Source organism: Hamadaea sp. NPDC051192, assembly GCF_040682475.1.
Taxonomy (GTDB): Bacteria; Actinomycetota; Actinomycetes; order Mycobacteriales; family Micromonosporaceae; genus Hamadaea; species Hamadaea flava.
In genome coordinates, this window is sequence record NZ_JBFBAZ010000185.1 from 1 (window position 1) to 13049 (window position 13049).

General features: G+C 69.3%; 8 protein-coding genes and 1 pseudogene. 4 read left to right on the forward strand and 5 right to left on the reverse strand.

Annotation, left to right across the window (positions count from 1 at the left end; all coding sequences use genetic code 11):
* Window positions 1-1286: 1286 nt before the first annotated feature.
* Window positions 1287-2963 (reverse strand): DUF222 domain-containing protein, encoded by a 1677-nt coding sequence (locus AB0M47_RS38905; RefSeq protein ID WP_363423157.1) that lies wholly within the window; start codon window positions 2961-2963, stop codon window positions 1287-1289.
* Between the two features lie 942 nt (window positions 2964-3905).
* Here AB0M47_RS38905 and AB0M47_RS38910 point away from each other — a divergent pair.
* Window positions 3906-4274: pseudogene (locus tag AB0M47_RS38910) on the forward strand (hypothetical protein); the annotation flags it as partial.
* Window positions 4275-6368: 2094 nt separating this feature from the next.
* Here AB0M47_RS38910 and AB0M47_RS38915 read toward each other — a convergent pair.
* A complete protein-coding gene (locus AB0M47_RS38915) occupies window positions 6369-7118 on the reverse strand; it encodes an SDR family oxidoreductase (protein WP_363423159.1) in 750 nt (249 codons plus the stop codon).
* Window positions 7119-7220: 102 nt separating this feature from the next.
* On the opposite strand from AB0M47_RS38915, the gene AB0M47_RS38920 reads away from it, so the two are divergent.
* On the forward strand, window positions 7221-8054 hold the full coding sequence (locus tag AB0M47_RS38920) for a helix-turn-helix transcriptional regulator (RefSeq protein ID WP_363423161.1): 834 nt from the start codon (window positions 7221-7223) through the stop codon (window positions 8052-8054).
* Window positions 8055-8067: 13 nt separating this feature from the next.
* Entirely contained in the window at window positions 8068-9255 is a 1188-nt protein-coding gene (locus tag AB0M47_RS38925; protein ID WP_363423163.1) for an MFS transporter, read from the forward strand.
* Here AB0M47_RS38925 and AB0M47_RS38930 read toward each other — a convergent pair.
* Complete coding sequence (locus AB0M47_RS38930) at window positions 9252-10208, reverse strand: D-alanine--D-alanine ligase (protein ID WP_363423165.1); 957 nt, start codon at window positions 10206-10208, stop codon at window positions 9252-9254. The genes AB0M47_RS38925 and AB0M47_RS38930 overlap by 4 nt on opposite strands.
* A gap of 8 nt (window positions 10209-10216) precedes the next feature.
* Window positions 10217-11554: a PLP-dependent aminotransferase family protein gene (locus AB0M47_RS38935; RefSeq protein ID WP_363423167.1), complete on the reverse strand. Its 1338-nt coding sequence runs from the start codon at window positions 11552-11554 to the stop codon at window positions 10217-10219.
* A 224-nt stretch (window positions 11555-11778) separates the two neighbouring features.
* Between AB0M47_RS38935 and AB0M47_RS38940 the strand changes: the two genes are divergently transcribed.
* Window positions 11779-12456 (forward strand): GNAT family N-acetyltransferase, encoded by a 678-nt coding sequence (locus AB0M47_RS38940; protein ID WP_359994578.1) that lies wholly within the window; start codon window positions 11779-11781, stop codon window positions 12454-12456.
* Here the strand turns inward: AB0M47_RS38940 and AB0M47_RS38945 are convergent.
* Window positions 12433-13049, reverse strand: a 617-nt coding sequence (locus tag AB0M47_RS38945) for an N-acetylmuramoyl-L-alanine amidase (protein ID WP_363423169.1), incomplete at its 5' end; no start/stop codon positions are given. The two genes, AB0M47_RS38940 and AB0M47_RS38945, sit on opposite strands and share 24 nt — an antisense overlap.

The following is a 13049-nucleotide window of genomic DNA, read 5'->3' on the forward strand; positions in this document are numbered from 1 at the left end:
TGGCGCCCGACGGACCCACCATGTCATGATCGTCGCCGCCGGAGACCGACACGTCAGGTCGTACCCCCGCCGACATGTGAGCTCGTACGCGGACATGCGTGCGTCCGGCGTGCATGGGTCCGTGTGCCTCGCGGTTGGCGCGAGCCAGCATCCTTGGGACTGGCGCATGGGAGGTGCCGCAGCGTTTGGGCGTTCGGTCGTGTTGTCGACCTCACCTCAACAGAGGCGCGCGGCCCAGCGTGGGCGAAGGGAGCTGCGCCGAGCCGGGGCCAGAATGACCCACCCTCAGCGAGGTGGCTGAGCGACCAAAAGGCCCTGCGCGCAGCCCGTTGCCCGCTCTCCTTTCGGCGTTTGGATTTCGAAGATCCTCTCCACACCGCACTATGCGTTGAGCTTTGCAGCGCCGACATCGCTCCCCTGGCGTACCGCGAGCGGGCGCTTGGCGGTTTGCTGCCGGCCGGATCAGACTCAACACTGGCATGGCGCACGAGGCTCGGATGTGGGTGTTCAAGTCAGCCCTTGATGCGTCGCGAAAACTGGAGCTCGCCGGGACCACGACTTCGTGGTGTCGGTCCGGCCTCCTAGTCCAGCAAGCCCAAGGGTGAACCGCTCGTCGCCGTTCACGGCACACCGCCAGCGGTGGCATAGCGCTTCGTCAGTAGGTGCCAGAGCCAGGAAGCCAGCTGGTGATTCTGCGTCTTCACGTGGCGCGGCGTTGCGGTGGAAGGCTCGCCGTCGACCGCCGGAACTGTGTGGCTCTGCACGGCTGCCCGTTCGGATCCACCGAGGGCTGGGCGGTTCTCGACCCAGTTGAGGTGAGCATCAGACGCCGACCGGAGTCCGATGGGTTCGCCGCCGGAGTTACGGCAGCACTCGGCCGCGTGGGACTCCTGGCGGCGAGACTGGTTCGTGCGTGGGCTGCGTTGGACCGCCGCTTCGTGCGGTTCGGTACTGCTGAGGTGAACCCAGCCTGGATCGGGCGTGGGGCTGGCCCGGTTGATACGGCGCACCGATGGCTCGTGAGCGGTGTTGTTCCTCCGGCACCGCGGCCTACCCAAATCGCGATGCTGGAACCGCCGAACCTCCAACGTCATTCTTCCAACGCCGAACTTCAGGCGCTGAACCCCCAACGCCGAACCTCAGCCGCGGTGCATTGCACTTCGCTAGTCCGCAGCCGACCTCCCCGATGGCGGGCCGTCGCGACGGCGATCTGCGCTGCCGGCTCGCCGATCCAATCCCTAGTGGATCTTCCTGTTTCACGTGAAACATCGCGCAGCCGCTCTCGGTCACGGCGGTGGATCGGGATCCGTTCGGTAGGTTCGGCCGCTGGGGCTCTCCCATTCGAAATGGCCCGGCCGGATCTGCCGTAACCGGTGCCCGCCTTCGTGCTTCAGGCGGTGATGATGTCGGCACAGCAGGCCGAGATTCTCGTCGGTCGTCGGGCCGCCGAGCGCGTGGTCGACCGTGTGGTCCGTGTCGCAGGTGCGAGCGGGATTGGTGCATCCGGGCGCGCGGCAGGTGTTGTCGCGCGCGCCGACCCATCGCCGCGTGGCGGCATCGGGGAATCGGGCGGTTGGAGCGCTCGCCGTCGGCGGGCACGGCTGGAGTGGCCGCAGGCGCAGTACGCCGGGTGCCACCGGCTCGCTATGACAGCCCGCAACGCGCGCCAACGGAGTACGCGGCGATTTGGTGCGCGAGTTGGTGCGCGGTGCGGCGACGGGTGAGGAGCCGGTGTGCGGCGAGCCGGGGCGAGCCCGCGTAGTCCCGGCGTACAGGAGTTGGCCGTCGCGGTCGTAAACCCGGTAGCGCCAACGAGTGGCGAGCCACTCCCCCAACTTCTCGCCCAGCTCGGCCGCAGCGGCCTCGGCGCGGCGTCGTGCTGCTTCCTGCGTCACCTGTTGCGCCGCCACTTGCCGGGCGATGTCGGCGATGACCGGTCCGTAGCCGGCGAGGTGTGCCGGAGCTTCGGCTTGCCCCGTCAGTGTTTCCAGTGGAACAAGAAGCTCGACGACGCCGGGGCGGGCGATGGCGTTTGCGCCACAGTCCACTCCCGCGAGGAGGTCGCAGAATATGTCGGCGCGCAGCTGGTCGAGCGTACGCGTATCGCCGTCGCGCTTCCGTCCGCGGGCGAGGGCGTCGACGCGCTCGAAGGCGGCGGCGGCTTTGGCCGGCGGTAGGAAGATTCCGGAGAGGCACGCCGTGGTGTCATCGTTCGGCGAGAGGCACACTCGACGCTCCGCGACAGATCGGTCGTAGCGAGCCCGGGCGGCGTCGGGGTCGGCGGTGAGCAACTCCTTGTGGAGTCGGGCTCGGAGTTGCCCGGCGGTCAACTCGACGGCGATGGGCAGCAACCGGGTAGCCACATCGCGGGCGACTTCATCCGGTGCTGCGATGAGAACGTCGGAGAAGACCTTCGCTCGAGCCAGGCAGATGTCTCCGTGGTCCAGCGCCGACCACACCATCGGCAGCCGACCCAGAAGATCCTGCGCCAAGGCGACCTGGTTCTGCGCGCCGCGCCGGGTGAGGTGCAAGGCGAAGGCCACCTCATCGGAGTCGAACCCGATGCCGGTCGACTGAGCGGCGACGATCGCCATCCCCTGGAGCAGCCGAGCTTGGGCGTGGGCCGCTTGCCTCGCGAGCGCGACGAGCACATCCACCTTCTCCCCCGGTGCGAGCGAGTCGAAGCCCATTGCCACGGAGTCCAGCCCACCGGAATCCGGCACGTCGCAGCGCGGCGCCGCGTAGTTCGGCGCGTCGGAGCCCGGCACGGTGAATTCCGGCACCGTGGAGTTCGGCTCGACGAAGTAGCACACCCCGGAGTTCGGCACGTCGGAGTCCGCCACCGTGAAGTTCGGCACGGTGGAGTCCGCCACCGTGGAGTCCGGCAGCGTGGAGTTCGGCCCGACGGAGCCCCGGACCAGGAAGCCATGCGTGACGGAGGACGGCGCCGTCGGGGTCGGCATGCCGGGACCGGTTGCCATCGGGTCGGGCACGTCGGGGTTCGGCCCTGTGGGAGCCGGTGCGGCAGAGTCTGACGCCATCGAATCCGGTACCCCGGGGTCCAGCACCGCGCAGCTCGGCGAGCCCGGCTTCGGTGCCTTGGTGGTCGATGCCGTGGAGGTCAGTGCCTCAAGAGCCGCCGCCAGCTCAGGCCCGGCAGGCAGCGCAGCCAGCCGAGAGACCATGGAGATGCGGCGAGCATCGAACACATGTTTGATCCTAGGCGATCAAGAGTGGCCGCCGCCAGCCCTGTGGAACAAACCAGCTGGACCTGTGGATGAACAACATCCAGAGATGCCCGGGACCTGCGAAATCCCCAGGGGCGAGCGAAGTTATCCACAAGATTGATGGAGTTATCCTCAGGCTCCGTTTCACGTGAAACGGCCCGTGAATCTGGTGCACGGTTACCCTCCGGAGCCGATCGTGAGCGCGAAAAACCCACGTTGACGGGCCATTTCTCGACGCGCCCTGCGGTACGCCCGCAGCCGGCCATCGTTCGCGAGACGCTCGGCGGAGGCCATTCTCCACAGAGTTATCCACAGGGCGGTGTGCGTACCGGTGGATAACTCTGTGGATTGTGGACGACCGCAGTCGGTTTCACGTGAAACGGGGGCCGCCGGGAGGGTGAGGGCATGCCCGGAGGGGAGACAGCCGATGACCCGCTCCGATAGGGTTCCCTCGTGGCTGAAACACCCCTCCCCCTCCCTGCCTTCACCTCCTGGGACACGTTCCCGTTCGAGGGCGATCTGAAGGTCAAGGCGCTGGACGCGCCGGTCGACGTAGAGCCCGCCCGCAAGGGTGAGGAGATCGCCGATTGCAAGGCTTGCCAGTCTGGCGACGACTCGTACATCTGGGTCAATGAGCGCTGGCGGGTGCGCTCCATGGACCGCCCCACCGGGCTGCCGATGATCCTGATCCTCGAGCCGCGCTCGCATCTGGATCTGGGCGACCTGCCCAATCTGCTCGCCGCCGAGCTGGGCGTCATGACGGTACGCGTCGAGCGCGCGATCCGGTCGCTCGACAACGTCGCGAGAGTGCACGTGAACCGTTGGGGAGACGGCGCCGCGCACCTGCATCTCTGGTTCATGGCGCGTCCGAAGGGTCAGCTGCAACTACGCGGCTCGTTCCTGCCGATGTGGGACGACATCCTGCCGCCGGCTGAGGAGCGCAAGTGGCGGGAGGACCTCGCGCTCGTCGCCGCATGGCTCGCTGAGTTCGGCGGTACCGCATTGGCGCAGCCGCCGCGGATCGAATGGCAGGCGCCGTCGAGCTTCGTCGACGGGCTCGGGGTGCTGCCGATCGACGTATACCCGATTGAGCCGGAGGCAACAGCGGGACCGGCGGGAGTGGGGTCGGCGCAGCCGCCCACCGTCGAGAGCGCGTCACCGGTCATTGGAGGATTGGCGACCGGCGGAGTCACCGACCGGCCTGAAGCAAGCGCGCAGAACTCAGCCACCCAGAACGCGGCGCTGAACCCCGTGCACCAGAGCCCAATCCACCAGAGCTCAGTCAGCCAAAACCCGGCCAACCAGAACCTGGCCAACCAGAACCTGGCCAACCAGAACCTGGCCAACCAGAACATCGCCGACCAGGACGGGGCCGATCGGGACGCGGCTAACCAGAACGGGGCCGTGCAGATCACGGACCGCGGTGTGGAGACGGCTGCGGTCCGACCGTCGAGCCCTGGGACTCAGTCGCAGGGCGAAGCGGCTCGGGTGTCAGCGCCAGAGTCGCAGGCGTACGGCCAAGCGGCACAGCCGCAGACCGCTGAGCCGGGCAAGTCGAGTGGCCCGGCGGTGGGTGTGGCCTCGGTCCCCCGTCCCGGACAACCGACTGGACCGGCTGGACAGGCTGGACCGGCGGCGCCGACGGGCCAACCTACGGAGCCAGGACAGCCGGCAGGACCGGGACAGTCGCCGACGAGCGGTCAGCCCACGGGGCAGCCGATGCCTGGCCAAGCCCAATAGCGAAGGCCACGTGTGGACTGCGGACCCTAGCGGGAGGCCGGGTCGAGCCCGAGAGCCGAGCCGAACGAGACACCCGGCTGTGCCCCCAACGGCGGAGCCAAACGGGCCCACCAAGCGGAGCCAAACGGAGGACGAGGGCCGGCTGCGTACCGTCCTGTCCGCGCTGGCCCAGGCGGACGAACGGCCCAACGCCAACGCCGGAGCGGAGCCAACCGGGACCCGAGGCGAACACCGGAGCGAAGCCAAACGGGATACCCGAACCGCATCTCCGAGTGGATGCCCGTGAGACGTCGGAGTTGTGCCCACGGCCGGAGTAAAGGGCGACATGGGAGGCGCGCGTAGCGTGGCGCCAGGCGCGGTAACCGAACCGACCGCGACGACGGAGTCACGCGCAGCCGCATAGCTAGGCGAGTGGCGCCCAGTCCGATTGAGCGCAGCCCAACAGAACTCAGATAGCGCAACACAAACGGCGGCTGGTTTCACGTGAAACCAGCCGCCGTTTCGTAGAGCCGTTTCACGTGAAACGCGAACGTGAAACGGTAGAAGCCGGCGAGCGAGCGGGGCGTCGAACCGGTCCAAGCCGTCCGTCGCCGAGCCGCCGGGCCACCGAGACAGCCAGGCCACCGAGGCAGCCGGGCCACCGAGACAGCCGGGCCCGACTCGGCCGGGCCAGCGACTCGGCCGGGCCAGCGACTCGGCTGGCCGTCGACCGGCTGGGCCGTCGACTCGGCCGGGCCACGGAGACAGCCGGGCCGTCGACTCGGCCGGGCCACGGAGACAGCCGAGCCGTCGACCAATCCGTCCAACTGCCGAACAGCCGAGCTGTCGAAGCGGTGAGGCCGCTCCACAGCCAAGCCGTCTGGCCGAGAAGACCGATTCAACCCGCAGGATTCAACCCGGGCTTCCAGCTCGGCCGAGCCGTCGAACAGCCAACTGCCGAACAGCCAAGCTGTCGAAGCGGTGAGGCCGCTCCGCAGCCAAGCCGCCTGGCCGAGAAGACCGATTCAACCCGCAGGATTCAACCCGGGCTTCCAGCTCGGCCGAGCTGTCGAACACCGAGCCGCCCAACAGACATGCCGCCCAACAGACATGCCGCCCCGCCCGGCGGAGCCATCCCACCCAGCTGCCCGATCCGGCCAAGCCATTCAAGCCGGCCGAGCCCACCCGACCAATCGGGTCGAGCTGACCAACCCGGCCATATCGGGGAGCTGACCAACCCGGCCAAACCGCCGAGCTGACCAGCCCGGCCAACTGACCACCAGCCACACCAGCCACATCAGCGCTAACCACACCAGCGCTAGCCACACGAGCCACACGAGCCACACGAGCCGAGCAAGCGAAGCGCGCGAGACACGCGAGCCGAGCAAGGCGAGAACCCGAGCCCACCCAGGAAGAAGCCGCTTACCAGGGCAACGGGCCATCCTCGTTGAAGAACTGCGCCGTCGGCCCGTCCGCCCCGATCTGGGCGAGGCGTACGGCCACCCGCGCTCCGTCTTCCGGCGTCTTGAACCCGGATTTTCCGTTGAGGTCGGTCGCGGTGTAACCGGGGCAGACCGAGTTCACCTTGATGGGCGTGTCCCAGAGTTCCTTGGCGTACTGGACGGTGATCATGTTGACCGCCGTCTTGGAGACGGGGTATCCGATGCTCACCAGCGACCAGTAGGGGCTCGACTGGTCGAGGCTCAGGCCGAACGAGCCGACTTCGCTGGCGACGTTGACGATCCGGCCGGCTTCCGCCTTGCGAATCAGCGGCAGCATCGCGTTTGTGACGGTGACCAGGCCGAAGACGTTCACCTCGAAGACGGCTCGGATCGAGTCGACGGACTGTCCGCTCGGCGCCCAGGCGGCCGGGTCCAGGGCCCGCTCGTCGCCGTCGGCCCGGGCGATGCCGGCGTTGTTCACGAGGACGTCGAGGTGGGCGTACTCGTTGTCGATGTGCTTGGCGGCCGCAGCGACCGAGGCCGGGTCGGTCACGTCGAGTTGGACGTACCGGACGTCGAGTCCGTCGGCGGCCAACGCCGTGGCGGCTGCGGTTCCCCGCTCGGTGTCTCGCGCTCCGAGCAGGACGGTGTAGCCCGCCGTGCCGAGGCCGCGGGCGATCTCGTAGCCGATTCCCTTGTTGGCGCCGGTGATGAGTGCGATCGAAGTCATGTGATCCACAGTGCCGAGCGTGGCGGTGATCAGGGAGGCCCGGCTGAGGGTGGTATCGCCGGTACCTGGATAGCGCGCCAGAAGCGTAGGAAGCTGGAAGGCATGAACCGTGCGGATCTCGCCGAGTACCTGCGAGACAGAAGGGCCCGGCTCCGGCCGATCGACGTCGGGTTGCCGGACAACGGCCGGCGGCGTACGCCTGGGTTGCGGCGCCAGGAGGTGGCTCAGCTCGCCGGGATGTCGGTGGAGTACTACACGCGACTGGAGCAGGCTCGGGGTCCCCGGCCGTCCCGGCAGATCCTGAACGCACTCGGCCGGGCGCTGATGCTGAGCATCGACGAGCGGGCGTATCTGTTCCACCTGGCCGGGGAGACCGTCTCCCCCGCCAGCCGTCCCGCCGGCGATGTGCCGCGCGGCATTCTGAACATGATCAGCGCGATGTCGGACCAGCCCGCGTACGTGATCGACGTCAAGTACGACATTCTCGCCTGGAACGAGCTGGCGACGGAGTTCATCGGCGATCTCAGCGCGCCCGGGGTCGAGCGGAACATGCTGCGCTGGATCTTCCGGTCGCCGCATCTGGCCGAGTACCTCTGCGACCTCGACCACAGCGTCTTCGTCCGGTCGGCCGTCGCCGACCTTCGGGCGGCCTCGGCCCGCTACCCCGACGACGACAGTCTCAACAGTCTCGTCGCCGAGCTGCTGCGGTTGAGTCCCGAGTTCGGCGAACTGTGGGCCGACCACGAGGTCGAGGTACGCCGGGGCATGAACAAGACCTTCGTGCACCCCGTCGTCGGCACTGTCGACTTCCACTGCGAGGTGCTGTTGATCCCCGATCGGGATCAGCGCCTCATCGTCTACACCACCGAGCCGGGATCGCCGTCCTGGCGGGCGATGCGGGAGCTGCGGCAGGGGCAAGCCAAGATCGTGAATTGAGTACGCTGACCGGGTGGGCGCGCGCGGCAGGGTACTGGTCGGCTCGCTCGCCGTCACGTCACTGGTGGGCTACGGCTGCCTCTTCTACGCGTACTCGGTGCTGTTGACGCCGATGTCGCGCGATCTCGGCGCCAGCCCGACCAGGGTGACCTTCGCGATGACCTTGTGCACCCTGGCGTCGGCGGGTACCGCGGTGCTGGCGGGGCGGTGGATCGATCGGCGCGGCGGGCGTGGCCTGATGACCGCGGGCTCGGTCGGCGCGACCCTCCTGCTGGTGGCGGCGTCCCAAGTGGACGGTCTCATGACGCTCTATGTCGTGTGGGCCGGGATCGGCGTGACCTGGGCGTTGGTCCTCTACGAGCCGGCCTTCGCGGTGATCGTCCCTCGGATGCCCGCTGAGCGGCGCGCGCTGGCGCTGCTGACCGTCACGATCGTCGGCGGCTTCGCGAGCACCGTCTTCCTGCCGCTCACGGGCGCGCTGGTGGAGCATCTGGGCTGGCGCGAGACGCTGCTCTGGCTGGCTGCGATCCTCGGTGTGGTCACCATTCCGCTGCACTTCGTCGCAGTTCCCGAGGGCCCGGCGACCAGCCATCGGCACGGGCACGCGAGCAAGACGGTGATCGCGGAAACATTGCGGCGGCCGCTCTTCTGGCTCTACGCGGTGGCCTTCACCGCCAACAGCTCCGTCGTCACCACGCTGGGCATCCAGCTCGTGAGCATTCTGCGCGACCTCGGGCACTCGACGACCGTCGCCGCGAGCATCGCCGGGCTCATCGGCCTGCTCTCGGTCACCGGCCGGATCGCCATCACCGCGTTACAGCGCTGGACCCAGCCGGTCGGCGTCGTGTGTGGACTGTTCGCGGTGCAGGGCGTCGCGCTCGGGCTCCTCCCGTTCGTCGGGCGCGCGACCGTGGGAGCGGTGCTCTGCGTGGTCACCGTCGGCCTCGGCTTCGGCGTCGCGACAGTCACGCGCCCCGCGCTGGTCGCCCAGCACTTCGGCACCGCCCACTTCGGCACGGTCGCGGGCATGCTCAGCACCTCCGCCGCGATCGGCGCGACCACCGTGCCGCTCACGGTCGCGGCGCTGCGCGGCGCGGCCGGATCGGTGGTCCCGGTGGAGTTCTGCGCGGCGCTTTTCGCGCTGGCCGGTCTCCTGCTCTTCACGAGTACGCGGACAGCAGCGACCGCCGACGGCGACTAACGGGCCGCAGCGCGCTGGACGAGCTTCGCGAGCACCTGGCCGAAGTCCAAGCCGGCGGCCTGCACGGCCATCGGCAGCAGCGACGTCTCGGTCATTCCCGGCGCTACGTTCACCTCGAGAACGGTGCACTCGCCTTCGGGCGTGACGATCAGGTCGACCCGGGACAGGTCGCGCAGCCCGAGCGCCTGGTGCGCGGCCAGGGCCGCGGCGGCGACCTCCTCGGCTACCTCGGGCTTGAGCCGAGCCGGCGTGTGCCACGTCGTCACGCCCGCCGTGTAGCGGGCGGCGTAGTCGTAGACGCCGCTGTTCGGCACGATCTCGACCGCCGGGAGCGCCAACGGCCCCTCCCCCAGGTCGATCACCGAGACGGCCACGTCCACGCCGCCGACATAACGCTCGACCAGCGCCGTCGGCCCGTACGCGAAGCAGCCCACCATCGCGGCGGGCAGCGCGTCCGCCGTACGCACGACGGAGGCGCCGAGACCCGATCCGCCCTGCGCGGGCTTGACCATGAGCGGCAGGCCGAGGCGTTCCACGATGCGATCCAGCACTGCTACCGCGCCGAGTTCGGAGAAGCGCTCGTGTGGCAGCGCGACCCACTCCGGAGTCGGGATCCCGGCCTCCGAGAGCACTGCTTTCGCCGACGGCTTGTCCCAGGCCAGCCGGGCCGCCCGTGCGTCGCAGCCGACGTAAGGGACGCCGGAGAGGTCGAGCACGCCACGGAGGCTGCCGTCCTCGCCGATCCCGCCGTGCAGGGCGATGACGATCGCGTCCGGCGGGTCCTCCCGCAACAGCGGCAGCAGCGTGACGTCGGGATCGTGCAGTTCGGCGTCGACCCCGACCGCCTTGAGCGCGTCGATCACCCGCTGGCCGGAGCGCAGCGAGACGTCCCGTTCGTAGGACAGGCCCCCGGCGAGGACGAGGACGCGGTCGACCTGGGTGGTGCTCGGCATGGCCTCGATCATGCCAGGCCGGGGTTGTCGGCCCCCGGCCAACTGGTCCCCGTCGACGGCACAGTGCCGAGGCCGCTCCCGGAGCCGAAGACGGCCCGCATCGCCATCTCCTGCTCGATGACCCCGGCGAGACGGCGTACGCCCTCACGGATGCGCTCAGCGGGCGGGAAGGAGAAGTTGAGCCGGATGTGCTGCCGGCCGGTGCCGTCGGCGTAGAAGCCCGTTCCCGGCACGTACGCCACCCGGGCGGCGATCGCGCGCGGCATCATCGCCTTGGCGTCCATCCCCTCCGGCAGCGTCGCCCACACGAACAGGCCGCCGTCCGGCTTGGTCCAGGTCATCCCGGCCGGCATCAGGTCGGCCAGCGACTCCAGCATGGCGTCCCGGCGCTCCGAGTAGAGCTGCGCGAACGTCTTGATCTGCTCCCGCCACGGCATCGTCGCGAGATAGGTGCTCACGGCGTACTGCGAGAAGTGGGGCGGGCAGAGGATCTGCGCCTCGGTCGCGATCACCAGCTTGTCGCGTACCGCGTGGGGAGCCAGAATCCAGCCCACCCGCAGCCCGGCCGCGATCGTCTTGGAGAACGTGGACAGGTAGAAGACCCCGTCCCGGCGGCGGGCGCGCAGCGGGCGCGGAGCCTGGCCGCCGAAGCTGAGCTTGCCGTACGGGTCGTCCTCGATGACCAGCAGTCCGGCGCGTTCGCAGATGTCCAGGACCTGCTCCCGGCGCTCCTCGCTGAGGGTCACGCCGGCCGGATTCTGGTAGGTCGGGATCGTGTAGAGGAACTTCGCCCGGCGTCCGGCCGCGGCGGTGGCCGTGATCGCCTCTTCGAGCGCGGCGGGGATGAGACCGTCGTCGTCCATGGCGACATGGGTCACGCGGGCCTGCGCCGCCTGGAACGCGCCGAGCGCGCCGACATAGGTCGGGCCCTCGGCGAGCACGACGTCACCGGGATCGAGGAACAGTCGCGCGACCAGGTCGAGCGCCTGCTGGCCGCCGATGGTCACGACGACGTCGTCCGGCGAGGCGCCCATGGCCGCGTCGATGCCGCTGTCGGCCATCACCTCGCAGATCTGCTCGCGCAGCTCGGGCAGGCCCTGGCCGATGCCGTACTGGAGCGCCTGGGCGCCCTGGTTCGCGATCAGGTCGCGCAGCATCTCGCCGATGGCGTCCAGCGGCAGGGCTGAGGTGTAGGGGGCGCCCCCAGCGAGGGAGACGACCTCGGGGCGGTTGGCTACGGCGAAGAGAGCTCGGATCTCGCTGGCGGTCATTCCGGCGACGCGCTGTGCGTACACCCCGGTGTAGTCGTCCAGCGTCGTTCCGCTGCTGTCACTCCAGCCGCTCATGCCAGCCTCGCCTCCCAGCGCCCCTGGCGAGGCGCGCATACAAGCTTCGATAGTAACGGCGCGTGGGCACCCGGGTCGCGGCCAGTTCGCCGAAGATGGCTCTTCGTCCCGGTAGATGGACGCGAACGGCGGATCGTGTCCGGATCTCCTCGCCAACGGTAGTTACGGCGCGTAAGGTCGAGTGGTCGGCAAATTCCAGCATCACTACCCAGAGCGGGCACGCCATGTCGCGACGCGTGGTCAATCTGACCCTGGACACCCTGGAAGACCTGCCCCGCAGTTGCCGGGGCTGCGTGTATTGGGAGCTGGATCCCGTCTCGGCCGAGCGCGCCTGCGCCAACGGTGATCCGGGGCTGGAGAAGGAAGCCTGGGTCTCGCAGACGCTCCTCGAATGGGGTTCCTGCGGCAAGATCGTCTACGTCGACGGGATGCCCGCCGGCTTCGTCATGTACGCGCCGCCGGCTTACGTGCCGCGTAGTCATGCCTTCCCGACCTCGCCGGTCTCCCCCGACGCCGCCCTGTTCATGACGGCCAACGTGGTCGCGCCGTTCGCCGGGGGCGGGCTGGGGCGCATGCTCGTCCAGGCGATGGCCCGCGACCTGATGAAGCGCGGGATCAAGGCGATCGAGGCGTTCGGCGACGCCAAGTTCGGCGAACTCGACTCCGAGCTGGGCCCGGTGGGCTGCGTGACTCCGGCCGACTTCTTCACGGCGGTCGGCTTCAAGACCGTCCGCCCGCACCCGCGCTTCCCCCGCCTGCGGATGGAGCTGAGAACAGCGCTCTCATGGAAGTCCGACGTCGAGTACGCCCTGGAGAAGCTCCTCGGCTCGATGTCCCCCGAGGGCCTGCTGCGCCCGGTACGCCCGGCGACGCGGTCGCTATCGGGCCAACTCGGCTCGTAGCGCGCTGACGTCGATCGAGCCGGTGAGCACATCGGCGTCGACGGGGTAGTACATGCGCTGCACGGCCGCCACGATCGCCTCGACGACCCGATCGCGGAACCGGGGATCGGTCAGCCGCTCCCGGTCCGACGGCGAGGTCAGATAGCCGATGTCGACGCGTACGGCGGGCATCCGGGTGAGCTTGAGGACGTCCCAGCTCTTGGCGTGCACCTGGCAGTTGCGTAGCCCGGTCCGGGCCACGATCTCGCGGAGCACCAGCCCGGCCAGCCGCTCCCCCATCGTGGAGGTGACGCCGTTGTCGGTGCCGTAGTGGAACGCGGCGACCCCGTCAGCCTCCGGGTTCTTGTGCCCGTCGAGGTGGATGGAGATCAGCAGGTCGGCGCCGAGGTCGTTGGCGAGCTGCGCCCGCTGCAGGCTGGAGACCTCCGCGGGCGGATTGGGCCCGCGCGTCAGATGTACGCGCATGCCGCAGGCGGCCAGCCGGCCCTCCAACCGGGCGGCCAAGTCGTACGCGAGATCGGCCTCGGACCACCGCAGCGGCCCGTCCGGGACGGTGACCCCGGGATCGTCGGCGCTGCCGTGCCCGGGGTCGA